21 protein-coding genes, 1 pseudogene and 1 riboswitch are annotated in these 23,474 nt (G+C 66.8%); of the genes and pseudogenes, 17 read left to right on the forward strand and 5 right to left on the reverse strand.

What is annotated here, in order from left to right:
• Positions 1-11: 11 nt before the first annotated feature.
• The 11 genes from JOF56_RS21890 (at position 12) to JOF56_RS21940 (ending at position 12,806) form a co-directional block, all read left to right on the forward strand.
• Positions 12-638, forward strand: a complete 627-nt coding sequence (locus JOF56_RS21890) for a cell division protein SepF (protein ID WP_209641047.1) — start codon at positions 12-14, stop codon at positions 636-638.
• 28 nt (positions 639-666) lie between these two features.
• Positions 667-942, forward strand: a complete 276-nt coding sequence (locus JOF56_RS21895) for a YggT family protein (RefSeq protein WP_209648404.1) — start codon at positions 667-669, stop codon at positions 940-942.
• A 46-nt stretch (positions 943-988) separates the two neighbouring features.
• Positions 989-1,831, forward strand: a complete 843-nt coding sequence (gene wag31 / locus JOF56_RS21900) for a DivIVA-like cell division protein Wag31 (protein WP_209641049.1) — start codon at positions 989-991, stop codon at positions 1,829-1,831.
• Positions 1,832-1,862: 31 nt separating this feature from the next.
• The gene (locus JOF56_RS21905) at positions 1,863-2,624 is read left to right on the forward strand and encodes a hypothetical protein (RefSeq protein ID WP_209641051.1); all 762 of its coding nucleotides are present in this window, start codon (positions 1,863-1,865) and stop codon (positions 2,622-2,624) included.
• Positions 2,625-2,907: 283 nt separating this feature from the next.
• Positions 2,908-6,039: an isoleucine--tRNA ligase gene (gene ileS / locus JOF56_RS21910; protein ID WP_209641053.1), complete on the forward strand. Its 3,132-nt coding sequence runs from the start codon at positions 2,908-2,910 to the stop codon at positions 6,037-6,039.
• Positions 6,040-6,106: 67 nt separating this feature from the next.
• Positions 6,107-7,744: a penicillin-binding transpeptidase domain-containing protein gene (locus JOF56_RS21915; protein WP_209641055.1), complete on the forward strand. Its 1,638-nt coding sequence runs from the start codon at positions 6,107-6,109 to the stop codon at positions 7,742-7,744.
• A gap of 83 nt (positions 7,745-7,827) precedes the next feature.
• Positions 7,828-9,078, forward strand: a complete 1,251-nt coding sequence (locus tag JOF56_RS21920; RefSeq protein WP_209641057.1) for a pyroglutamyl-peptidase I — start codon at positions 7,828-7,830, stop codon at positions 9,076-9,078.
• Positions 9,079-9,221: 143 nt separating this feature from the next.
• Positions 9,222-9,503: a DUF167 domain-containing protein gene (locus JOF56_RS21925; protein ID WP_209641059.1), complete on the forward strand. Its 282-nt coding sequence runs from the start codon at positions 9,222-9,224 to the stop codon at positions 9,501-9,503.
• A 21-nt stretch (positions 9,504-9,524) separates the two neighbouring features.
• On the forward strand, positions 9,525-11,003 hold the full coding sequence (locus JOF56_RS21930) for a potassium/proton antiporter (RefSeq protein ID WP_209641061.1): 1,479 nt from the start codon (positions 9,525-9,527) through the stop codon (positions 11,001-11,003).
• Between the two features lie 100 nt (positions 11,004-11,103).
• Positions 11,104-11,219, forward strand: a riboswitch (SAM riboswitch).
• Between the two features lie 39 nt (positions 11,220-11,258).
• Positions 11,259-12,617, forward strand: coding sequence for an aminotransferase class V-fold PLP-dependent enzyme (locus tag JOF56_RS21935; RefSeq protein WP_209641062.1), 1,359 nt, complete (start codon positions 11,259-11,261; stop codon positions 12,615-12,617).
• A gap of 33 nt (positions 12,618-12,650) precedes the next feature.
• Positions 12,651-12,806, forward strand: coding sequence for a hypothetical protein (locus JOF56_RS21940; RefSeq protein WP_209641064.1), 156 nt, complete (start codon positions 12,651-12,653; stop codon positions 12,804-12,806).
• On the opposite strand, the gene JOF56_RS21945 is transcribed toward JOF56_RS21940, so the two are convergent.
• From JOF56_RS21945 to JOF56_RS21960, 4 genes are all read right to left on the reverse strand, one after another.
• Entirely contained in the window at positions 12,782-13,744 is a 963-nt protein-coding gene (locus JOF56_RS21945; protein ID WP_209641067.1) for a threonine ammonia-lyase, read from the reverse strand. The two genes, JOF56_RS21940 and JOF56_RS21945, sit on opposite strands and share 25 nt — an antisense overlap.
• A 163-nt stretch (positions 13,745-13,907) precedes the next feature.
• Entirely contained in the window at positions 13,908-14,657 is a 750-nt protein-coding gene (locus JOF56_RS21950; protein ID WP_209641068.1) for an ABC transporter permease, read from the reverse strand.
• A 4-nt stretch (positions 14,658-14,661) separates the two neighbouring features.
• Positions 14,662-15,378, reverse strand: coding sequence for an ABC transporter permease subunit (locus tag JOF56_RS21955; protein WP_209641070.1), 717 nt, complete (start codon positions 15,376-15,378; stop codon positions 14,662-14,664).
• On the reverse strand, positions 15,379-16,284 hold the full coding sequence (locus tag JOF56_RS21960) for an ABC transporter ATP-binding protein (RefSeq protein WP_209641072.1): 906 nt from the start codon (positions 16,282-16,284) through the stop codon (positions 15,379-15,381).
• 114 nt (positions 16,285-16,398) lie between these two features.
• On the opposite strand from JOF56_RS21960, the gene JOF56_RS58110 reads away from it, so the two are divergent.
• The 5 genes and pseudogenes from JOF56_RS58110 (at position 16,399) to JOF56_RS21990 (ending at position 20,748) form a co-directional block, all read left to right on the forward strand.
• The gene (locus JOF56_RS58110) at positions 16,399-17,544 is read left to right on the forward strand and encodes a sensor histidine kinase (RefSeq protein WP_209641074.1); all 1,146 of its coding nucleotides are present in this window, start codon (positions 16,399-16,401) and stop codon (positions 17,542-17,544) included.
• A gap of 94 nt (positions 17,545-17,638) precedes the next feature.
• A pseudogene (locus JOF56_RS61105) lies at positions 17,639-18,217 on the forward strand (IS30 family transposase); the annotation flags it as partial.
• Positions 18,218-18,592: 375 nt separating this feature from the next.
• Positions 18,593-19,261: a response regulator gene (locus tag JOF56_RS21980; protein WP_209641079.1), complete on the forward strand. Its 669-nt coding sequence runs from the start codon at positions 18,593-18,595 to the stop codon at positions 19,259-19,261.
• A 4-nt stretch (positions 19,262-19,265) separates the two neighbouring features.
• Positions 19,266-19,826: a signal peptidase II gene (gene lspA / locus JOF56_RS21985; protein ID WP_209641081.1), complete on the forward strand. Its 561-nt coding sequence runs from the start codon at positions 19,266-19,268 to the stop codon at positions 19,824-19,826.
• A gap of 37 nt (positions 19,827-19,863) precedes the next feature.
• Positions 19,864-20,748 (forward strand): RluA family pseudouridine synthase, encoded by an 885-nt coding sequence (locus JOF56_RS21990; protein ID WP_209648405.1) that lies wholly within the window; start codon positions 19,864-19,866, stop codon positions 20,746-20,748.
• A 31-nt stretch (positions 20,749-20,779) separates the two neighbouring features.
• Here JOF56_RS21990 and JOF56_RS21995 read toward each other — a convergent pair whose 3' ends face one another.
• Positions 20,780-21,895 carry an Lrp/AsnC family transcriptional regulator gene (locus JOF56_RS21995; protein WP_209641083.1) on the reverse strand — a complete coding sequence of 372 codons (1,116 nt, stop codon included), beginning with the start codon at positions 21,893-21,895 and terminating at the stop codon, positions 20,780-20,782.
• A gap of 164 nt (positions 21,896-22,059) precedes the next feature.
• On the opposite strand from JOF56_RS21995, the gene JOF56_RS22000 reads away from it, so the two are divergent.
• The gene (locus JOF56_RS22000; protein ID WP_209641085.1) at positions 22,060-23,466 is read left to right on the forward strand and encodes an extracellular solute-binding protein; all 1,407 of its coding nucleotides are present in this window, start codon (positions 22,060-22,062) and stop codon (positions 23,464-23,466) included.
• Positions 23,467-23,474: the final 8 nt, after the last annotated feature.

Here is a 23,474-nt window from a genome sequence, read left to right on the forward strand (position 1 = left end):
GGCACACAGGCATGAGCGCGCTGCAGAAGCTGAAGGCCTACTTCGGGATGGTCCCGGCGGAAGACGAGGAGTACGAGGGCGAGGACGACCGTTACTCGTCGTACCGCTCTGACGGCTACCGCTCGGAATACCTCGAGGATGACTACTCTCCGTATCCGGATCGTGCCGGTCGCCGGCGTCGTTCCGGCTTCCGCGAGGACGCGGAGGAGCAGGACTACCAGCCATCCGACCGGGGCAGGGGCCGGCCGGCATGGGCTGGGGACACGCCGCCGACGCGCGGCGCGCTCGCGGTGGAACCGCACCGTGAGCCGGCCGGGCGCCTGCGTCCCGTGCCGGAGTCCGCACCGGCCGCCACCCCGCTCGGACGGATCATCACACTGCATCCGACCAGCTACATCGAGGCTCGCACCATTGGTGAGCACTACCGCGAGGGCACTCCGGTGATCATGAACCTGACCGAGATGGACGACTCGGACGCCCGGCGTCTGGTCGACTTCGCGGCGGGCCTCGCCTTCGCCATGCGAGGCGCGATGGACAAGGTCACCAACAAAGTGTTCTTGATCTCACCGCCCAACGTCGACGTCAGTGCCGAGGACCGGCGCCGGCTCGCCGAGGGCGGGTTCGCCAGCAGGGGCTGACCAATGGCAGAGTTGTAGCGTGGAACCAGTGCTTCTCGCTGCTTGGTACGTGCTGTTCGCGTTCTGGCTGCTGCTCACCGCTCGTGTCATCGTCGAACTCGTCCGCGCGTTCGCTCGCGAGTGGCATCCGGCGGGTGGGGTTGCGGTTGCGCTGGAGACCATCTACACAGTGACCGACCCTCCGGTCCGTCTGTTCCGTCGGTTGATACCGATGGTTCGGATCGGAGGCGTAGGACTGGACTTATCGATTATGGTGCTGCTGCTGGTCGTGTTCATCGGGATGCGACTGGTGTATCCGGGGTGACGGGGAACCCTGGTGCCCGCAGGCCGTGAGTGCGTGAGGTGATCTGATGTCGTTGACCCCCGCTGACGTGCATAACGTCGCGTTCAGCAAGCCTCCTATTGGGAAGCGGGGCTACAACGAGGACGAGGTGGACGCTTTCCTTGATCTGGTCGAGGGTGAACTCGCCCGGCTGATCGAGGAGAACAACGATCTGCGCGCGCAGGTCGAGCAGCTGGATGCCCAGCTGGAGTCGTCGCGTGCGGATCTGGATGACGCCAGGGCGAACCTCTCCTCCGGCCCGCCCACCCGTGTCGTTGACGAGGCGCCGCCGTCGCGGCGTCTGACACCCGTTCCGCCGCCGAGCGCGATGGAGCAGACCAACCCGGGCGCCGGTGGCGGAGACCACCACGTCCAGGCGGCCAAGGTGCTGGGGCTTGCCCAGGAGATGGCCGACCGGCTGACCGGCGAGGCGAAGGCCGAGTCCGACGGGATGCTGGCCGAGGCGCGGACCAAGGCCGAGCAGCTGCTCTCCGAGGCACGTGCGAAGTCCGACACCATGATCAACGAGTCCCGTACGCGGGCCGAGACCATGCTGAACGACGCCCGTACCAGGGCCGACACGCTTGAGCGGCAGGCCAGGGAGAAGGCCACGGCGCTGGAGCGGGACGCCCAGCGCAAGCACACCGAGCTGATCGGCTCGGCCCAGCAGGAACGCTCCACCCTCGAGAAGAAGCTGAACACGCTGCGGACCTTCGAGCGCGAGTACCGGACGCGTCTGAAGACCCTGCTGCAGTCCTCGCTTCAGGAACTGGAGGACCGGGCTCCGGCGGCACCGCCGTCGTCGGAGGGCAGCCGGTCGGCCAGCCAGCAGGGTTACTCGTTCGGGCCGCGTGCGGCCGAAGCCGGCTGAGCCCCGCGGCTAGTCAGCAGACGTAACGAAGATGCTTTATCTGATCCTGTTGCTCGTGGTGGCGTCGCTCGGCTTGCTGATCGCGGCGCTGACCACGGCCAACACGCTGTGGGCATGGATCTCGGTGCTGATCAGCGTGGTCGCGGCCGGCCTGCTGGTGCTCGACTGGATTCGGAACAGGCGTCGTCGTCGGTCGCGGGAGGAACCCGCGGCCGACCGGGCGTCCGGGCCGGGCGTCCGGGAGCGTGAGCAGTCGTCCTTTGAGCCGTCGTCGTTCGAAGCAGCTCCACTGCCGCCCGAGACGGATGTGACCGCGCAACAGCAGGCTGTGACTGCGCAAGGACAGCACGGGCACCAGGAGCGGCAACACGACTCTGGGGACGCGTTCCCGGATCCGTTCGAGGAGTCGTTCAGGGACTTCGACGAGCCGAAGCTGGGTGAGCCACCGTTCGGAACGAGCACCGGCTCCTTCGCGCTTCCCGTCGAACCACCTGAGCCGATCACGGCGATCCACGAGCCGGTCACCGCGGTTCAAGAGCCCGTGATCGACATGGACACCGAACCTGGCGAGGAGAACACCGACGCGACGGACGTGCTCACTGTCAGCGAGCTGTCCGACGAGGTGGTCGTGATCGACGAGCGGCCGCGCTACCACCTGGTGACGTGTGCCTGGCTCAACAACCGGCCGACGATGGGATTGCCCGTGTCCGAGGCCCGGGACCTGGGCTTCACGCCGTGCGCCCTGTGCGCGCCCGACTCGACTCTCGCGGCCCGGCGGCGGGCTCGCTCATAACCCGTTTGCCGGGCTTTGTACCCTAGAGAGCATCAGGGCAATAAAGATCACAGGCAGCGAACCAACGGCGTAGATCCGGCCATCACCGGGGAGCCTCCGGAAGAACGGGCGCCGCGTCCCACAGACGCGGGGTCTCAGTAGAACCGGACGGGTAGGCCCGTCACAGCCGTCAATGAGAGGCCCTCGCGCGAGGGCAAGCGGGGTGGTACCGCGGTCGCGTCAGGCAATCCTGGCGTTGTCGTCCCCACGTCTGGGTTGACGAACGCGAGAGGTGTACCCGGCGATGCCGTACCCCAAGGCCACCCACGGCGGCGAGGCGACCGTGCCCGCGCAGCCGTCCTTTCCCAAGCTCGAGGCCGAGGTACTCCAGTACTGGGAGATCGACCGGACCTTCCAGGCCTCGGTCGAGGCCCGGCCGGCCGGCGACAACGGCTCGAACGAGTACGTCTTCTACGACGGCCCGCCGTTCGCCAACGGCCTGCCGCACTACGGCCACCTGCTGACCGGATACGTCAAGGACGTCGTGCCGCGCTTCCAGACGATGCGGGGCAAGCACGTCGAGCGCCGGTTCGGCTGGGACACCCACGGCATGCCCGCCGAGGTGACCGCCGAGAAGGAACTGGGCTTCAAGACCAAGGCCGACATCGAGTCCTACGGTGTGGCCGCCTTCAACGATGCCTGCCGCAAGTCGGTGCTGCGCTTCACCTCCGAGTGGCGCGACTACGTCACCCGCCAGGCCCGCTGGGTCGACTTCGACAACGACTACAAGACGCTTGACCTCGACTACATGGAAAGCGTCATGTGGGCGTTCAAGTCCTTGTGGGACAAGGGCTTGATCTACGAGGGCTTCAAGGTGATGTGGTACTGCTGGCGTTGCGAGACGCCGCTGTCCAACACCGAGACCAAAATGGACGAGGTCTACCGCGACCGGCAGGACCCGGCCATCACGGTCAGCCTGCGGATGGACACCGGCGAAGAGGCGCTCGTCTGGACCACGACGCCGTGGACGCTGCCGAGCAACATGGCCGCGGCCGTGAACCCGGACGTCGACTATGTGACCGTCGAGCACGAGGGCCGCAAGTTCCTGCTCGCCGAGGCACGCGTCGCGGCGTACTCGCGGGAACTCGGCGAGGACGCTGTCGAGCGGATCGTCGCGCGGTACAAGGGAAGTGAGCTCGTCGGCCGCCGCTACAAGCCGCCGTTCCCGTTCTTCGAGGGCCAGCAGGCGAACGCACACCAGGTTCTGGCTGCGGACTACGTCACGACCGATGACGGTACGGGCATCGTCCACATCGCACCCGCCTACGGTGAGGAAGACAAGGTCGTCACCGACAAGGCGGGCATCACGGTCATCGGCCCGGTCAACCCGCACGGCGAGTTCACCGAGGAAGTCGCGCCCTACGCGGGCATGCACATCTTCGACGCCAACAAGGTGATCATCCGCGACCTCAAGGAAGCGGGCCTGCTGCTGCGGCACGAGACCTACGATCACCCGTACCCGCACTGCTGGCGGTGCGACAACCCGCTCATGCAGCGGGCGGTGTCGTCGTGGTTCGTCGCGGTGACGCAGTTCCGCGACCGCATGGTCGAGCTCAACCAGGAGATCAACTGGTTCCCGGGGCACGTGCGGGATGGCCAGTTCGGCAAGTGGCTCGCCAACGCGATCGACTGGGGCATCTCCCGCAACCGGTACTGGGGCTCGCCGATCCCGGTGTGGCGGTCGGACGACCCGGCGTACCCGCGCGTGGACGTGTACGGCTCGCTGGACGACCTCGAGCGTGACTTCGGTGTGCGGCCGACGGATCTGCACCGGCCGGCGATCGACGAGCTGGTGCGGCTGAACCCGGACGACCCGACCGGCAAGTCGATGATGCGCCGGGTACCCGAGGTGCTGGACTGCTGGTTCGAGTCCGGTTCGATGCCGTTCGCCCAGGTGCACTACCCGTTCGAGAACAGCGACTGGTTCGAGGACCACTACCCGGGCGACTTCATCGTCGAGTACAACGGCCAGACACGTGGCTGGTTCTACACGCTGCACGTGCTGGCGACGGCGCTGTTCGACCGGCCGGCCTTCCGTAACTGCATGGCGCACGGGATAGTGCTCGGTGACGACGGGCAGAAGATGTCCAAGTCGCTGCGCAACTACCCGGACGTCAACGAGGTGTTCGAGCGGGACGGCTCGGACGCGATGCGCTGGTTCCTGATGGCGTCGCCGATCTTGCGTGGTGGCAACCTGATCGTCACCGAGCGCGGGATCCGTGACGCGGTCCGGCAGGCGGTGCTGCCGCTGTGGAACTCGTACTACTTCCTTGCGTTGTACGCCAACGCGGAAGGCGTCGAGGGGCAGTGGCGCGTCGACAGTCAGCACGTCCTGGACCGCTACATCCTTGCCAAGACTCACGATCTGGCCGCGACGATGCGGGATTCGCTGGAGACGTACGACATCTCCGGTGCGTGTGCCTCGGTCCGGGAGTACCTGGAGGTGCTGACCAACTGGTACGTGCGGCGGTCGCGGGACCGGTTCTGGGCCGGGGACAAGGACGCCATCGACACCTTGCACACCGTGCTGGAGGTCGTGAGCCGGCTGGCCGCGCCGTTGCTGCCGTTGACCGCGGAGTCGGTGTGGCGTGGGCTGACCGGTGGCCGTTCCGTGCACATGGCGGACTGGCCCTCGGCGGACCTGCTGCCGGCCGATGACGAGCTGGTCGCCGGGATGGACCGGGTGCGTCAGGTGGCTTCGGCCGCGTTGTCCTTGCGCAAGACCAACAAGCTGCGCGTGCGGCTTCCGTTGGCGCGCTTGGTGATCGCTTCTGAGGACGCACCGGTGCTGGAGGCGTTCACTGCCCTGCTTGCCGACGAGGTCAACGTCAAGCAGGTCGAGCTGACTCGGGATGTCGCCGCACACGGACATTTCGAGCTCGTGGTGAACGCCAGGGCGGCCGGTCCCCGGCTGGGCAAGGACGTCCAGACGGTGATCAAGGCCGTGAAGGCAGGCGACTGGTCCACGTCCGGATCGGGTGCGGTCGTGGCCGCCGGGATCGAGCTGCAGGAAGGCGAGTACGAGCGGCGCCTGGTCACTGGTGACCACGGTGTGGCGGCCCCGCTGCCCGGCGGTTCGGGCCTTGTCGTGCTGGACACCGACGTGACGCCGGAACTGGCCGCCGAAGGGCTTGTGCGCGATTTGGTCCGTGTTGTCCAGCAGGCTCGCCGTACGGCCGGTCTCGACGTCGCCGACCGGATCTCATTGGTACTTGAGGTCTCCGGTGAGGTTGAAACCTCGGCCCGGGCGCATGAGTCGTTTGTCGCGTCCGAAACGTTGGCGGAGTCCGTTTCCTATGGCCCGGCAGGCAATGACGCGGTCGAAGGCACAGTGGGCGACGGTGTAACAGTTCGGGTGTTCGTCACGCGGATGTAGTCGACGGCGGCGGCTCTCTGGCATTCTCGCCTCGGGCGGGAATGGTTCACACCAGGGGGTTGTCGTCGTGAACACGAAGAACAGACGGATCGTGCTGATCATCGGGGCCCTGGCGGTGGTGGTGACCACCCTCGCCGGGGTCCTTTTGTTATGGCCGGAGGGGGAGAACAAACCGGTCAGTGCCACCTCAGCCGCGCCGAAGCCCACGGCGGGCCCGTCACCGGTCCAGGTGGTCGACAGCTTCCTGCAGGCCCTGTCAGCGGGCAGTGCGGCCCAGGCAGCGGCGATGACCGACAACCCGGCAGCCGCGGAGACGGCGATCGCCGCACTTGCCAAGAACGTGCCCGCGGGCACCATGAAGTTCACCCGGGACGGCACGACCGGCGCGCAGTCGGATGGCGGGGCGGTCAAGGTCCCGGTCAGGGTCACCATCACGGTATCGAGCGCCAACGAGTGGAAAAGCTCGATGGACCTGGTCCGCACCGGCGACAAATGGGTCGTGAAGTGGGCTCCCACAGTGATCCACCCCCAGCTCGCGGAGGGGCAGAGCATCGCCGTGCTCGGCCAGGTGGTCGGCCAGACCGGCAAGCCCGCGGTGCTCGGCGAGGACGGCAACCCGATCATGGTCTGGCAGGGCGCGACGGCTGAGCCCACCGATCCGAAAATCTCCCCGTTGCTGCTCAAGGCCCTGGTGAGCGGTGGCGGCGGTGGGCCGGGCGATACCGACACCCGGCACATCTCGATCATCGACGGGGCAGGCAAGGAAGTAGGACAGCCGCTCTTCGGGACGGCCGCCACGCCGGCGTCGACCGAGCCGATCAAGTCGACGGTCAATGCGAAGGTCTCCGTCGCCGCGCAGAACGCCGTCGCCAAGGCCACGCAGGAGACCATGATCGTCGCGATCAAGCCGTCGACCGGCGGCATCCTTGCCGTGGCGCACAATGGCGCGGCCGGCTCCGCGTCGAATGCCCTGAACGGCCTGTACCCGCCGGGCTCCGCCTTCAAGATCATCACAGCCACGGCGGCGATCCAGCAGGGCATGTCACTCGACTCCGGCGTCCAGTGTCCCGGCCAGGTGACGGTCGGCGGCCGCACGCTGAAGAACGCCGGTTTCGACCTCGGCGCGGTGAAACTCCGGACCGCGTTCGCCAGGTCCTGCAACACGACCTTCGGTGAGATCGCCGGCAATCTCCAGCCCGACGACCTGAAGAAAGCAGCCGACCAGTTCGGATTGAACGCGGACTACTCGATTCCCGGGATCTCCACCGAACTCGGCAAGGTCGAGCCCGCAGGCAGCATCGTGCAGCGCGTCGAGGACAGCATCGGCCAGGGCAACATCAAGGCCTCGCCGTTGGGAATGGCCGTCGTCGCGGCGACCGTCGCCGCCAAGAGACCCATCACCCCGCAGCTGCGGGGCGACGCGAAAACCCAGGTCGTCGCTGGCTACAACGCGCCTTCTGCAGCTGTCCTCGGTCAGCTGCAGACCATGATGCGTGAGGTCGTCACGTCCGGTACCGCCACAGCTCTCACGAAGTTCAACGCCTCAGGGAAGACCGGTACGGCGGAAACCGAGAACCAGGGCGACAACGCGCACGGCTGGTTTGTCGGCTACCGCGGGGATGTGGCGTTCGCCGTGCTGGTCGTGGATGGCAAGACGTCCAGTCTGGCCGTGAATGTGGCCGCGGCCTTCCTCGGCGGCCTCTGACACTACGGTCGTTCCAGAACTTTCGGCGCATGTGATGCACGCGCTCGTCCTGGTTGCATATGGACGAGCGCGAGGAGGAGTTTGTGAAAATTGTCCTTCGTAGGGCGTTGACCTGCGGAATTGTCATCGGTTCGCTGATCGCTTCGGCACCGCTCGCGGTCGCGCAGACCGATGGCACCGACTGTTTCGACCGCACTGTGGCGGTGACCGTGTCAGAGCGCCGCATCGACTTGGCGGTGCCACAGGAGTTACTGCGCCGCAGCGGTTTCGACCGGTTCAGCCCTCGTTTCGAACGTCTGCTGTGCGCCGTACGGTCCAAGCATGCAGCCGAACTGCTGGTCCGGACGGAAGGCGCCAACCTGTGGCGCGCTGCCGTGGACCGTGTTCAGGGCCGTGGCCCCGCTGGTGGTGACCTGGCCCGCGCGGACGACCGGCCGCTGTACTGGGCTCGTCTGCAGCTGACCAAGGCCCTCCGGCAATGGCGGCCGTCGTTCAATCTGACGGCCGGAACCCGGACCGCGTTGATCAATTCGCTGGAGGCCGGTTCCCGCGGTCAGGACGCGGTGACCTTCCCGCCAGGGCGTGGCCTGCGCAAGGTACTGGTCAGCGGCTTCGACCCATTCCAGTTGGATGGCGACATCCGGCGTAGCAACCCGTCGGGCGCCAACGCCTTGGCCCTGGACGGTGTCATTCTCCGCACGCCAACCGGCCCCGCCATGATCCGGACCGCGATGTTCCCGGTGCTGTGGAGCCCGTTCGAGGCCGGCACAGTCGAGCGCACGTTCCTGAGCGCGATGCCCGAACTCGACATGTTCGCCACCGTCAGCCAGGGCCGTGTCGGCCGCATCGACATCGAACGCTACAACGGCCGCTGGCACACCGGCCCGGACAACGACAACGAGAACCGCGCCAGCGCAATCCCCATCCCTTCGGGCATCCCGACCGTGACACCCCAGCCGGAATTCGTACCGACGACCTTGCCCTACGCGAAGATCGTCGCAGCCCCATCAGGCCGTTTCCCGGTCTTCGACAACACATCGGTGACCGAGATCCCCGCAGGTACCACCACCCCGGTCGTCTCCCCGACAGGCCCGACTCCAGGCTCAGTAGCCCGGGCAGGCGGTGGCGGAAGCTACCTCTCCAACGAGATCGCCTACCGCACAACCCTGTTGCGTGACGCGCTGAAACTCACCACCCCCGGCGGCCACATCCACACCCCGGTCCTCCTGTTCGCGCCCGACAACACAACCCTGGTGACAGACCCCACCTTCGAACAGAACCGCACCGACATAGTCGCCCAGATCCGGAAGATCATCGAAACAGCCCTGTCCTGATCCCCGCTCGCGGCCCGGCTCGTCACCAGAGCCGGGCCGTGCCATGTCCAGCTCATCGGGAATCTCTTGTTCTTGTGTGCCTTTCCAGTTCGCGGCCTGCGGTGATGGTGCGCGGGACCGGGTCCGGTGGCTGATAATGCGGTGTGGGATTTCGGTTCGGTGTGCGCGTGAAGCCTGGGGCACGAAAGGATCGGGTGGGTGGCCGGTGGGGTGAAAACGCTCTCATAGTCGCGGTGGCGGCGCCCGCGGTGGAAGGGAAGGCGAACGAGCGGCTGAGGGCGGTTCTGGCGAAGGCTTTTGGTGTCCGCAAAGGGGATGTGTCCGTTGTGGCAGGTGATCGGGGCCGCGACAAGGTGATCGAGCTGTCGCCCGCACCGGCAGATGCGGCCGAACGGCTCAACATGCTGCTTGCCGAGAGCACTTAGGACAGATGCGACAATGCCCGCGTGGACGGGCTGACCCTTGCCCTGGGGATCGGGGCTGCCGTGGTGCTCGTGGCCGTGCTCGCGGTCCGGGTGTCGGTTCGGCTCGGCCTTCCTTCGCTGTTGCTGTACCTGGCCATCGGGGTCGCGATCGGCGAGTCGGGCATTGGCATCCACTTCGACGACGCCCAACTGACCAAAGCGCTCGGCCTTGCCGCACTTGTGCTGATTCTTACCGAGGGCGGCCTGACCACTCGCTGGACAGACGTCCGACCATCCCTGGGTATCGGCATCACACTGTCCACTTTGGCCGAAGCGGTCAGTATCGGTGTGACTGCGACCGGTTTGCACTACATCCTTGGCCTGGACTGGAAACAGGCCGCGCTCTGGGGCGCCGTGCTCGCCTCGACCGACGCCGCCGCAGTGTTCAGCGTCCTGCGCAGCCTGGGTGTCAGCAAACGGATCGTCGGTTCGCTCGAACTCGAGTCGGGGATCAACGACGCGCCCTCGTACATAGCCGTCGTCCTGCTCTCGACCTCGACCGTGATCGATTGGACGGTCCCGCTGCTCGCGGTCTACGAGCTCGCGGCGGGCGCCCTGATCGGCCTGCTCTTCGGTTGGCTGGGCGCGATCGCATTGCGACGTATCGCGTTGCCGGCCACGGGTCTGTACCCGCTCGCGACGGTCGCCGTGTGCGTCGCGGCTTTCTCCACCGGCCAGCTCGCACATGCCTCCGGACTGCTGGCGACCTACGTGGCCGGCCTGGTACTGGGCAATTCCGAGCTTCCACACCGTGCGGACACGCTCTCGTTTGCCGAAGGACTCGGCTGGCTGTCCCAGATCGGCCTGTTCGTGTTGCTCGGCCTGTTCTCCTCACCGGCCCGGCTGCTCGACGCCATCGTTCCCGGCCTGGTGGCTGCGGCTGTCCTGCTCCTGCTGGCCCGCCCGCTGTCGGTTCTGCTGTCCGCGTTGCCGTTCCGCCTGCCCTGGCGAGAACAGGTGTTCTTGTCGTGGGCCGGTCTGCGGGGCGCGGTCCCGATCGTGCTGGCGATGATCCCGCTCAGTGAAGGCGTGCCCGGCGCCCGGTCACTGGTCGACGCGGTGTTCGTGCTGGTGATCGTGCTGACCCTGGTCCAGGGCAGCACGCTGCCGTTGCTGACCAGGGTGCTCGGCCTGGCCAAGGGCGCCAAGTCGACCGAGATGGAGGTCGACGCGGCGCCCCTGGACGAGCTGGGAGCCGAGCTGATCCAGGTGAAGATCCCGCAGGGCTCCCGGCTGCACGGCATCTACCTGACCGAACTACGCCTCCCGCCAGGCGCGACTGTCAGCCTCGTCACACGCAACGGATCGGCCTTCACCCCGGAGCCGACCACTCGTCTGCAAACCCACGACCACATCCTCATCGTGGCCACCAGGCAGGCCAGAGCCGCGACCGAGCGGCGGATCCGGGCCGTCGACCGAGCAGGCAAATTCGCACGCTGGCGGGGCGAACAGGGCCACTGAGCCCGGTCTGTCCAGTCGCCCTGGACTGTGGTGTGCAGCACATTTGAGCGGGCAGACGGTCGCGCGGAACGGCCACTATCGGCTACTCTGTCGAAACGAAGGTCATGAGTGCCAGCGTCAAGCCCCGGCTTGCTGGCCGGCAACCCTCCTACCGCGGTGGGGTGCCCCGGGTGAGGACCAGGCCCGCCACACAAGGTGGTCGGGCAAGCGCGGACCCTTCCAAGACGGGTCCCTGAGGCCCGGAGGAAGTCCGCCATGACGCTCGCACTGCCAACTCAACGTTCGTTCGACGGCGTGGATACCTGTGCCGACGTCCAGGTCCCGGCAGTGACCGGCGCCGGCCTGACCGTCCCGCTCGCCACCGGTGCGCAGATCCAGTACGCGAACCTCGACCACGCGGCCAGTGCTCCCTGTCTGCGCGCGGTGCAGGACGCCGTCGACGAGTTGCTGCCCTGGTACGCCAGCGTCCACCGTGGCGCGGGATTCGCCTCTCAGGTCTCCACCAAGGTCTACGAGCGCGCCCGTGACGTGCTGCGCGAGTTCGTCGGCGCCCGCACCCGGGACACGGTGGTCTTCACCCGTAACACCACGGACTCCCTCAATCTGCTGGCCCGCTCGCTGCCGAAGACGACCGCTGTGGTGCTGTTCGACACCGAACACCACGCGGCTTTGCTGCCATGGCGGGGGCCGTGGGTCCGCCGGATCCAGACCCCGCCGTCACCGGGCGACGCGGTTCTCGCCCTGGACACGGCTTTGGCTGCCGCGCCAACAGGTCCACGTCTTGTGGTGCTCACCGGTGCGTCCAATGTGACCGGTGAGTTGTGGCCGATCGTGGAACTCGCCGAGGTCGCACGACGGCACGGCGCGCGTGTCGTGCTGGACGCGGCCCAGCTCGCACCGCACCGCCAGATCGACATCCAGGCGTGGAACGTCGACTACGTCGTGCTGTCCGGTCACAAGCTGTACGCGCCCTTCGGCGCGGGTGCGCTGATCGGCCGCGCCGACTGGTTGCAGGCCGCCGAGCCGTACCTGGCCGGCGGAGGCGCGACCAAACAGGTCGTCAACTGGGGAGACCGGCTCGGCGTCTCCTGGTCGGCAGTGCCCGAACGCCACGAGGCCGGCTCACCCAATGTCGTCGGCGTGCACGCGTTGGCGGTCGCCTGCAGGACCCTCGCCGAGAACTGGCACGACATCGAGGCACACGAACTCGCCCTGCTGCACCGCTTGCGCAAAGGTTTGCGCGATGTCCCCGGCCTCGCTGAACTCAGCATCTTCGACGGCCCTCGAGTCGGCGTGGTCAGCTTCACGATCGACGGCCACGACGCCGGCCTGATCGCGGCTGCCCTGTCCGCGGAATACGGAATCGGCGTCCGCGACGGTGCCTTCTGCGCCCATATAGCCACCCGTCGCCTGCTCACGAAGGTGGGTTCGACAGAGCAGCGCGCACTGCGCGCCAGCCTCGGCCTCGGCAGCACCGCCGAGCACGTCGACCGTCTGGTCAACGCCCTTCGCACGCTGGTGACCGAAGGACCGGCGCTTGCCTACCGCCTCGAAGAAGGTCGCTGGGTCCCGGAGAACGACACCCGGCCCCTGCCGTCCTTCCTTGCCGGCTGAACCAGGCGAGCCGGGGCCTATGCAGTTGTCAAGGTGCTGGTCGAGGGCGGCGGTGAGTTCATCGCCGCGCTGGCGTTGTCGCTCGTGCTGTGGCTGATCGCTGAGATCATGGTGTTGCTGCCGACTGTCGCCGGCACGATGCGCCGTGGCCGGCCGGCTCAACCTCAGGCGCCGACCCAGCGCTGGTAGGCGTCCATGTCGACGTTGCTACCGCACACGATGGTGACCACGTGCCGGCCGGCGAAGCGGTCGCGGTCTTCGAGGATCGCCGCGATGCCAAGCGCGGCCGACGGTTCGACGACGAGGCCGGCATGGCCGAGGAGCATCCGCATACCGGCGATGATCGATGCCTCCTGGACCAGGACAGCGTCGTCAGCGACCACGAGGAGGTCGTCCAGGACGGCCGGGATGGGATACCGGCCGGCCACGCCGTCGGCGATGGTGTCGGTCGAGTCGGTGGTGACGACGCGCCGCTCGTGCCAGGAGCGCGTCATCGCCGGTGCGCCTGATGGCTGGACGCAGATCACCTCGGCTCCAGGTGCCAAGGCCTTCACCACATGACCTACACCGGTGGCCAGCGCCCCACCGCCGAGGGCTATCAGGACAACGTCGAGTGACGGCATGGTGTCCACCAGCTCCAGGCCGATGGTCGCCGCGCCCTCGCAGGTCTCGATGTCCAGGCTGTCCTCGACCAGCCGGATGCCTTGGTGCTGCGCGATGGCCGCCGCCCGCGCGCGAGCCAGCTCGTGGTCGCCGTCCACCAGCTCCAACCGGGCGCCCAACGCACGGATGCGATCAAGCTTGGCCACCGTCGCGTGGCGGGATGCCACGACGGTGACGTTGAGCCCTCGGTCCCGGCCGGACCACGCGAGAGCTTGGCCGAGGTTGCCCGCACTCGCGCACACCACGTCTCGTGAGCCGCTGTCGGCGAGCAGGCTGGCGACCAGCTCGGTGCCACGGGCCTTGAAGCTACGGACCGGGTTCGCCGTTTCGAGCTTGATGTTCACTGCGCACCCGAGGCCAGGTTCCAACGCCTCGCAGCGATACAGCGGAGTGTCGAGGAAGATCGGGTCGATCATCCGTCGGGCCGCCTGGATCCGGTCGATGTCGAGGCGCGTTTCCTGCACGACACAGCAGCATAGTTCACTCTCCTGTTCTCTCAGCCCGGTTCTGGGCCGGGCGTGCTCATGCTGGTTGATGGCGAAACAACTTGGTGGACACCGGAAACGAGCGGTGACCTCGGCCGGTGGACTTCTCAACCGGTGAACTCTGGCCAAGCTCAAGCTCAGATCACGCGATATCCCTGCGCTTCAGAAGTATTGCGGCACCTCCTAACGCGCCTGCGACGTACAGGACAAGCGCGGTCGCTGCTGCCCATGAACCGTGGGTGATGTGCTCAGCCAGGTTGGGCAGCATCACGGACGACAGTCGAACATCCCAAGGCTGGGGGACGAATCGGCTCACCATCGGCAGGAACAGCAGCAAAGTCACGACGGCCGAGATGGCACCGGCTGCCGACCGGAGCATGACGCCGAATCCGAGCCCGATCAGCGCCGTCGCTGTCATGACAAGGCCGGTGACAAGCAGCATGGGGATCTCCTCGGACACCGATGTGGTGTAGCCGGGTGACAGCGGCCGATCACCGACGATCCACCGGGCTGCGCCGAATGTGCCGAACAGGAAGACGAGTCCTGCCACGAGAGCGACACTGCCGACGACCACGATCTTTGCGGCTGCCAAGCGCATCCGTTGCGGACGGACTGTGAGACTGCTCGTGATGGTGCCGGTCGTGTACTCGCTTGTGATCGCGAGAACGCCCAGGACTGCCACGCACAGCTGCGCCAACGGGAGGATTGCCTGCTCCATCGCGGGCGCTTGGAACCGGGTCCGGCGGTCGGGCGATAACTCGTCCCATCCCCGGGCACCCAGCCAAGCCAAGCACGCGCCCAGCAGCACGCTCCCGATCACCACGGCCAGGATCCAGTACGTCGACCGTACTGACCGGATCTTCAGCCACTCGGCTGCGAGTGAGTTCCGCACTTCGTCACACATCCTTCCGGCGAATCGAGATGGCAGCCGCACCAAGCGCCACGACGACGTAAGCGGCTGACACCAATGGGTTTGTCACATTCGGCAGCAGCACCGAACTGACCCGGTCGTCCCACGGCCCGGGCAGGAACCGCACGAAGATCGGCAGGATGAACAACAACGCCACCACCGTGAACAGTGCGCCGGCCGTGGATCGAAAGACCGTGCCCAGGCCCAGTCCGACAAGCGCGATCACCATGACCAGCACCGACGAGTGGATCAGTCCGGGTAACTCCGCCGAGATCGGCCTCGCATAGCCGGGAAATCCACGGTCCGCGAGAATCGAGTGGGCCACGAAGTACGTCGGTAAAGTGACCAGCAGCCCGGCGAGCAGAGCGACCACGGCGGCCACAGCCGCCTTGGCGCCCAGCACGGTCACACGCCGGGGCGCGACTGTGAGGCTTGTCCGGATCAGGCCGGTCGAGTACTCACCGGTGATCGCGAGAACGCCCAGTACAGCAAGACATAACTGGATCAACGGCGCGGTGGTGTCTTCGATCGAGCCGGATGTGAGGCGAGTCCGGCCCTCGGGTGACATTCCGTCCCACGTTTGCCCCCACGCCCAGGCCAGCACCATGCCCAGCACCGCTGTACCGAGCACGGCAGCCAGGACGAACCGGGTCGACCTGACCGATCGCATCTTCAACCATTCGGATACGAGAATCCCGTTCATTTACTTCTCCCCAGCCTGGTAGTCGACGCTGTCGGCGGTGAGCGCCATGTACGCCTCTTCCAATGACGCGCTCCGAGAAGTCACCTCGTACAACGCGATGCCATGTTCTGCGGCAAGATCGCCGATCGTGGCCACTTCCAGCCCCCGCACGCAAAGCCCACCGGCAGGGTCTTGCTCGACGTCCGCTCCCGCACCGGTGAGGACCGCGATGAGATCGGCCGCCCGCGGTGAACGCACCAGCACCCCCTGGGAGAACCGGCGTGTCAGCTCATCGACTGTGGTGTCGCTGATCAACCGGCCGCGGCCGATGATCAGCAGCCGGTCCGCGGTCTGCTCCACCTCGCTCATCAGATGGCTGGAGACCAGTACGGTCCGGCCCTCGTCGGCAAGGGATCGGGTCAGCCTGCGGATCCACCGGACACCGTCGAGGTCCAGCCCGTTGACCGGCTCGTCGAGCATCAGCACGCCGGGGTCGCCGAGCAGCGCCGCGCCTATCCCGAGACGTTGCCGCATCCCGAGGGAGAAGTCACCGACCCGGCGGCGCGCCACGCCCGCAAGGCCGACCTGTTCCATAATGGACACCACACGCGACTTTCCTATGCCGTTGGTGCTTGCCAGACAGAGAAGGTGGTCGAACGCTGTCCGTCCAGGATGGACCGCGTTCGCGTCGAGCAGGGCGCCGACCTCGTGCATGGGGTGGCTCAGCTGGTCGTAGCGGCGGCCGTTGACCAGCGCCTCACCGGACGTGGACGCGGCCAGGCACAACAACAATCGCATCGTGGTGGACTTGCCGGCGCCGTTCGGGCCGAGGAAGCCGGTCACGTGACCTGGCCTTACTTGTACGGTCAGCTCGTCGACCGCCGTCGTGGTTGCGTAGCGCTTGGTCAGGCGCGTCGTCTCGATCACGCTGTCCACGTTCCCGCGTGGAGGCTGGTCGGCGCATCTGCCGCCAGACAGATCCTCGATCTCTATCTCGCGGCAGACGCGAAATGTCAGACCCACCCAGTAGCGTCGCCAGGCGTGGACGAAATCGATGTCCGCCCGCTCTACAACGGGCTCTCGAAACGGCAGTGGTACAGCCTCGACGTCATGGGCGCCGTGGCCTACACGCTGCTGTTCGGCTCGCCCCTGGCGACGACGGAGCTGTTCCAGCAGCCGGACTGGCTGGTGTGGCTGTTCGCGGCAGGTATGGGCTTGCCGCTCATGGCCCGCAGGCGCTGGCCGTGGCAGGTGTTCCTATGGGTGTTCGCCGTGGCGACAGTCGCGTTGTGTTTCGGTATGCTCGGTGATCCCTTTGTCGCTCCTTCCTTTGCGCTCTACCTTGTGGCACTGACCGCACGCAGACCGAACTGGGAGCCCACACTGTGGATCGCTCTGGTCAGCGTGACAATGCTGTTGCTCGTCGCGATGGCCCTGCCCATCCGCGAAACCTGGTCCACGCTGGGGCTGATCAGTGTGGGGCTGGCCGGGCTGGGTGGTTCATGGACGCTCGGCCGGACAGTACGTGATCGCCGGGCGAACATCATCCGTCAAGCCGACCGCGCGGTTACCGAGGAGCGGCTGCGAATCGCGCGCGAGCTGCACGACGTGATCGCACACAGTATGGGACTGATGGTGGTGAAGGCCGACGTCACCAACCATCTGGTCGACGTACAGCCGGCGCAGGCACGGGAAGCATTACGTGTCATAGAAAAGACCGGACGTGACGCTTTGGTCGAGATGCGGCACATGCTCGGCGTGCTGCGAGCAGGCGGCAGTACCAAGGTCGAACTGACACCCGCGCCAGGCCCGAACGGTTTGCCCGAACTGGCCGAGCGGGCCGGACTGGCAGGCGTCCGCGTGGAGCTGGAAACCAGTGGCGTGGAGCGATTACCGGAGGGCATCGGGCTGTCGGTCTATCGAATAGTGCAGGAAGCACTGACCAATGTGGTCAGGCACGCGGCCCCGGCGAGATGCCGGATCGTGGTTGAGGCGGACGGAAAGGAGGTAAGGATCGATGTGACCGACGATGGCCCTGGCAGCCGGACGCTCCCTCGCCGAGCCGGCCACGGCCTGATCGGCATCCGGGAGCGAGTGATGATGTACGGCGGCACATTCGCCGCCGGCCCACAACCACAAAGAGGCTTCCGCCTCCAGGCTCGTTTACCTTATGGAGAAGCACAATGACTGAGCTACCGCAGACACCAGTGGACTCGGCGATCCGCCGTTCAACCGCGCAAACCAAGATCGCCGCCGGGACACACCTCGATGGACTGCCCACCGACAAGAAGGCCGAGCTGGCGACACTGTGGACGGAGAACCACCGGAGTTGGCTGGTAATGGTGGCAGGGAGCAGTATCCGGCGTATGTGGCCGACGCTGCGGCACGAGAGCGGGCGCGGCTGCCGAAGACGGCGAAGCTGGCCGATCCGGGCAGTAGCCGGTTGCGGGAGTATGCGCGGGCGCGCTGGGAGGATCGGTGGTCACCGGAGCTGATCTCGGCCAGGCTGGTCACCGAGTTTCCCGGCCAGCCGCAGATGCGGGTGTCGCACGAGACGATCTATCAGTCGCTGTTCGTGCAGGGCCGGGGTGCGCTGCGCCGAGAGCTGACCCAGTGTCTGCGCACCGGGCGAGCGCTGGGTTAACCCCGCTGGCAGACCCAGGCCCGGGCGGCTCGGCCGCCGCGGATCCTGGATCTGGTCGAGATCAGCCAGCGGCCTGCGAAGGCCGCCGACTGGGCGGTGCCCTGGCACTGGGAAGGCGATCTGATCGTCGGCTCGGCGATCGCCACCTTGATCGAGCGCAGCAGCCGGTACTGCCTGCTGCTGCACCTGCCCCACGGGCACGACCAGGTCACCCTGGCCACCGATCAACGACCGAATGGATCCGTCCAGGCTTTGAGGCGGCTTTCTTCGCAAGGGAGACCCGATAAACGTGTGCCTATTCATTGAGGCGAAAACGCCGGCAGCACCGGCAATGTCTAGCCTTCCCGGGATTTCTTATGTACGGCAACAGTTATCGACACGCACTCGTGCGGAGGCATCAGCCCCACCGCCTCCGGAAACATTCCGGGCCGCGATAGGCTGAACGACCCTTGACCTTGTATGCGTTGGTGGGCCGTGGTGTCGTTGGCGCGGGGAAGGGCCGTCGACCAGGAGAGCGGTACTGAGCAAGGATTGGGGCAATGAAGGGTGGGGTGATTCGTGTGTGCATGTGGTCAGGGGTGAGTGTGCGACATGATCCGTGTTGTTGTTGCTGATGATCAGGTGTTGCTGAGGGAGAGCTTTCAGGCTGTCATCGATGCCCAGCCGGATCTCTGCGTGGTGGGGGCGGCCGGTACTGGGCAGGAGGCGGTCGACTTGGCCGCACGGGAGCAGCCTGATGTCGTGCTCATGGATGTTCGGATGCCGGAGATGGATGGCATCGAGGCCACCCGGCTGGTCTGTGCCGCACAGCCGTCGGTGCGGGTGCTCATCCTCACCATGTTCGACCTCGATGCTTACGTCTACTCCGCGCTGCGGGCCGGAGCCAGTGGCTTCTTGCTCAAGGACGCTCCGTCGGCCGATCTGCTGGCCGCTGTCCGGACTGTCGCGGCTGGTGAGGGGTTGTTGGCGCCGACGGTCACCCGCCGGTTGATCGACGAGTTCGCCAGGCGGCCGGAGCCGCGGCGGGCAGCGCATGAACTGGACAAACTCACTGAGCGTGAACTGGAGGTGCTGACCTTGGTCGCCAGGGGGCTGACGAACGCGGAGATCGCCGAGCAGTTGCACGTGAGCCACGGGACGGTGAAGACGCACGTCAGTCATTTGCTGGCGAAGATCGAGGCGCGTGACCGTGCGCAACTGATCATCGTGGCGTATGAGACCGGCCTTGTCTCGGCTGCTCTGACGTTACGTGGACAATGAACCGGTGAGTACCGAGAGCAACCCGGAGGAGCCCAGGCCACCGCGCAAGGCATTGATCCTGCTGAGCACGGCTGTGGTGGTGTTCGCGCTGGACCTCGTGACCAAGGTCGTGGCGCTGGCGCAACTGGAGGGCCAGGAGCCGGTACGGGTCCTGGGCGGGCTGGTCTACCTGCAGATCGTCCGCAATCCGGGTGCCGCGTTCTCGATAGCCACCGGCATGACGTGGGTGCTCGCCCTGGTCGCCGTGGGTGTGGTGGTCGCGATCATCTGGATCCTGCCGAAGCTGCGTTCGACCGGCTGGGCCGTGGGTCTCGGGCTGGTGCTGGCCGGGGCGCTGGGCAACCTCGTCGACCGGTTCTTCCGGGCGCCCGGGCCGTTGCGTGGCCATGTGGTCGACTTCGTGTCGTTGTTCGGTCCCAACGGTGAGTACTGGCCGGTCTTCAACGTCGCGGACTCCAGCATCGTGGCCGGCGGGATCTTGATCGTCGTGTTGTCCCTGCTCGGGCACGAGTACGACGGCCGCCGGTCCAAGCACAAGAAACCGGAGGCCTCGGCCAGTGAGTGATCTGCGTACGTTGCCAGTTCCCGACGGCCTGGACGGCATGCGGGTGGATGCCGGGCTGTCCAAGCTGCTCGGGTTGTCCCGGACGGCCGTGGCGGCGATCGCCGAGTCCGGTGACGTCGTGATCGACGGCAGGCCGGCCGGCAAGTCCGACCGGCTGGTGGCCGGGACGATGCTGGAGGTGACGCTGCCGGCGCCGGAGCGTCCGGTCCAGCTGATGCCGGTCCCGGTCGACGGCCTGCAGATCTTGTTCGAGGACGACGACATCGTCGTGGTCGACAAGCCGGTGGGCGTGGCGGCGCATCCGAGCCCAGGGTGGACCGGGCCCACGGTCATCGGCGGGCTGGCCGCGGCCGGCGTGCGGGTGTCGACGTCGGGCGCGGCCGAGCGGCAGGGTGTGGTGCACCGGCTGGACGTCGGCACGACTGGCGTGATGGTCGTGGCCAAGAGCGAGCATGCCTACACGGTTCTCAAGCGGGCGTTCAAGGAACGCACGGTGGAGAAGATCTATCACGCGGTTGTGCAGGGGCATCCGGACCCGACGTCGGGCACCATCGATGCCCCCATCGACCGGCACCCGAAGCACGACTACAAGTTCGCGGTGGTCGCGTCCGGACGGCCGAGCGTGACCCACTATGAGGTGCTGGAGGCCTTCCGGGCGGCTTCCCTGGTGGAGGTGAAACTGGAGACGGGACGTACACACCAGATCCGGGTGCACTTCTCTGCGCTGCGTCATCCATGCGTCGGCGACTTGACTTACGGTGCGGATCCGGTACTGGCCAAGCGGCTCGGCGTCACGCGCCAATGGCTGCACGCCCGGGCGCTCGGGTTCGATCACCCCTCGGACGGCCGCTGGGTGGAGTTCACCAGCGACTATCCCGAAGACCTCACGACCGCACTGGGACGGCTGCGCTCCGAGTCCTGATCGGGCTCAAACGTGCAGGGAGCCTGCCGGTTCAGAGCTCGACGGTCCAGGTCAGCGCACGGCTGTTGTCGTCCGGACGGGGGCTCCAGCGGATGGCTGTGACCTCGAAATTCTCGGGCAGGACGTAGACGGTGTGGCCGCCGGCCGTCTCGCCGGGGGCGACGCCGATGCGGTGGGGCGGGCGCGAGGAGAGCGACACGGGCGCCTTGGAGACGGTCTGGCCGTCCTTGGTGATCAGCACCAGGTAGAGGTCGGGCAGTGAGTTGAAGGGCTGGGCTCCCTTGTTGACCATCTCGGTGTGCACGACCACCGAGCGTTCGCCGTCCTGCAGGCGGTAGCCGGCCGCGGTGAAGAGGAAGTCGGCGGGGTCGACCAGTTCGACCAGCTGGATCGCCAGGAGCTCGCCGTCCAGCCCTTCGGCTTCGAGGGTGCCGCCGACCTTGCCGGTGCGGGCCTGGACCGTGCGGACCGGCCGGGTTTGCTGCTGGACCTGGACGGCAGCGGCAGCAGCGGCCGGTTGGTCGCCGCGTGCCCATGAGGACGATTGGGGTGGCCCCCACGTGCTCATCACTGGGTCCGGCGGCGCGGGCGGCTGAGCTGGGACGGGCTGGCTGGGCGGGAACGGCTGCGGGGGCTGGTACTGCGGCGGGGCGTACCCGGCTTGCAGCCCGGCGTGCACATTGACCGGATAGGGAGCTGGGGCCGGATAAGGGCCGGAAGGCGTGACTGCCGGGTGGCCCCCGGATGTCGGATAAGGCCCTGACGGTGTGCTCACCGAGTAGGCACCTGACGGGGTGCCAGTCGAGTACACGCCGGACGGAGTGCCCTGCGGGTAGGGCCCTGAGGGCGTTGCGTTCGGGTATGGGGTGCTCATCGGGTAGGCGCCAGAGGGGGTTCCCTGCACCGGATACGCGGTGGACGGGTATCCGCCGGGCGGAGCGACCGCGGCGAGCGCCGCACGGATCCCGTTCGGGTCGCATTCCACGCCCACCACCAAGGGCAGGCCGTTGGCGGACAGCGCGACAAGCCGGGAGGCCACCTCCCGGGGATCCATTCCCATCCGGGCGGCGACCTCGTGCACAGCCGCCCGGCCCGTCTCGGCGACGAGGCTGAGCAGGCGGACATCCACGGGATCGGGGGCTACCACGACTCGAGACGCTACCTCGTCACAGTGATCAACGCGTGCAACCCCGCACGGCCTCGCCCGAACGGGCCGGATCGGGTCTCTTGTCATTGATCAATATCTGGCAGAGGATACGGGCCACCTACCGTCAGCGGTGTTGGTCAAATCTTCACATGGGAGGCGCGACGATGCGACTTAAGCCCCTGTTACCCCTGCTGGCGGTCATGACTGTGCTGTCTGTGCTGTCTGCGGGATGTGTCGGCAAACCCGCCGAGACCAGCACCGGCCAGAACGCCGACGTCAAGCAGTTCAGCCTGACGATCAGCTCCAACGCGATCGCGGGCGGCAAGAACGCGAACATCGCCAAGTGGACCGAAGAGTATGTGATCCCGAAGTTCGTCGAGGCCCAGAAGGCCAAGGGCGTCACCGCCACGGTCAAGTTCGAGGGCAACGGCGCGGACGACAAGGACTACAAGACCAAGGTCGCGCTGGACCTCAAGACCGGTGGTGGCGCCGACATCCAGGAGATCGACGGCATCTGGCTGGGCGAGTTCGCGCAGGCGGGCCAGGCCAGGCCGCTGGCGGACCTGGTCGGCAAGGACAAAGTGGACACCTGGGAGGGCTGGTCGAAGATCCCTCAGGCGGTCGCCGCGCTCGCCGACTTCGACGGCAGGAGGTACGGCATTCCGGTCGGCACTGACGGCCGTGTCCTGTACTTCAACAAGAAGCTCTTCGCACAGGAGGGGTTACCCGCCGACTGGCAACCGCGCAGCTGGGACGACGTCCTGTCGGCGGGCGAGAAGCTCAAAGCCGTCCCGGGCATCGTGCCGATCCAGCTCAACGCGGGCACCGCGATGACCGAGGCGGCCAGCATGCAGGGTGTTCTGCCTGTCCTCGTGGGCACGGGCAAGCCGATCTACGACTCGGGCAAGTGGCAGGGCGCGACCCAGAACATCAAGGACACGCTCGGGCTCTACCAGAAGATCTACTCCGGCCGCCTGGGTGACCCGTTGCTGCAGCAGGAGGCCAAGGGCCGGGACAAGTCGTTCAGCCAGTTCGCCGACAGCAGGATCGGCATCCTGCTGGAGAGCGACTACTTCTGGCGTGCGGTGATCAACCCGGCCAACGGTGTCGCCAAGATGGCCGACCGGGACACGGCGGTCGGCTGGGCGAAGATCCCCGCCAGGCAGCCGGGTGCGGGCGTCGGCGGCCAGGACTTCGTGAGCATGTCCGGCGGCAGCGTCCGGGTGATCAACCCGAACACCAAGTTCCCGCAGCAGGCTTGGGAACTGTTGCAGTTCATGAACTCGTTCGACGCCACCAAGGCGCGCGTGTCCAGCACCCCGCAGGTGACCACGCGCACGGACGTGAACGACGAGGTCCTCAAGGCCGATCCGATGCTCACGTATGTGTCCAAAGAGGTCCTGCCGATCACTCGCTATCGGCCTGGCCTGGCCGAGTACACGCAGGTCTCAGCGGCGCTGCAGCAGGCCACGCTGGACGTGGTGACCGGCAAGAGCCCCGATGAGGCCGCGGCTGCCTACCAGCAGGCCGTGGTGAAGGCGGTCGGCGAGGCCAACGTTGCCACAGGCTGACATCGCGG

The sequence above is a fragment of the Kibdelosporangium banguiense genome (genome assembly GCF_017876405.1).
GTDB lineage: Bacteria > Actinomycetota > Actinomycetes > Mycobacteriales > Pseudonocardiaceae > Kibdelosporangium > Kibdelosporangium banguiense.

What these genes read in the sequence shown, in the direction of transcription:
- JOF56_RS21890 (WP_209641047.1), top strand. Translation starts at nt 12, where the DNA reads ATGAGCGCGCTGCAGAAGCTGAAGGCCTACTTCGGGATGGTCCCGGCG.
- wag31 (WP_209641049.1), top strand. Translation starts at nt 989, where the DNA reads ATGTCGTTGACCCCCGCTGACGTGCATAACGTCGCGTTCAGCAAGCCT.
- JOF56_RS21905 (WP_209641051.1), top strand. Translation starts at nt 1,863, where the DNA reads ATGCTTTATCTGATCCTGTTGCTCGTGGTGGCGTCGCTCGGCTTGCTG.
- ileS (WP_209641053.1), top strand. Translation starts at nt 2,908, where the DNA reads ATGCCGTACCCCAAGGCCACCCACGGCGGCGAGGCGACCGTGCCCGCG.
- JOF56_RS21935 (WP_209641062.1), top strand. Translation starts at nt 11,259, where the DNA reads ATGACGCTCGCACTGCCAACTCAACGTTCGTTCGACGGCGTGGATACC.
- JOF56_RS21955 (WP_209641070.1), bottom strand. Translation starts at nt 15,378, where the DNA reads ATGAACGGGATTCTCGTATCCGAATGGTTGAAGATGCGATCGGTCAGG.
- JOF56_RS21980 (WP_209641079.1), top strand. Translation starts at nt 18,593, where the DNA reads ATGATCCGTGTTGTTGTTGCTGATGATCAGGTGTTGCTGAGGGAGAGC.
- JOF56_RS21990 (WP_209648405.1), top strand. Translation starts at nt 19,864, where the DNA reads ATGCGGGTGGATGCCGGGCTGTCCAAGCTGCTCGGGTTGTCCCGGACG.
- JOF56_RS22000 (WP_209641085.1), top strand. Translation starts at nt 22,060, where the DNA reads ATGCGACTTAAGCCCCTGTTACCCCTGCTGGCGGTCATGACTGTGCTG.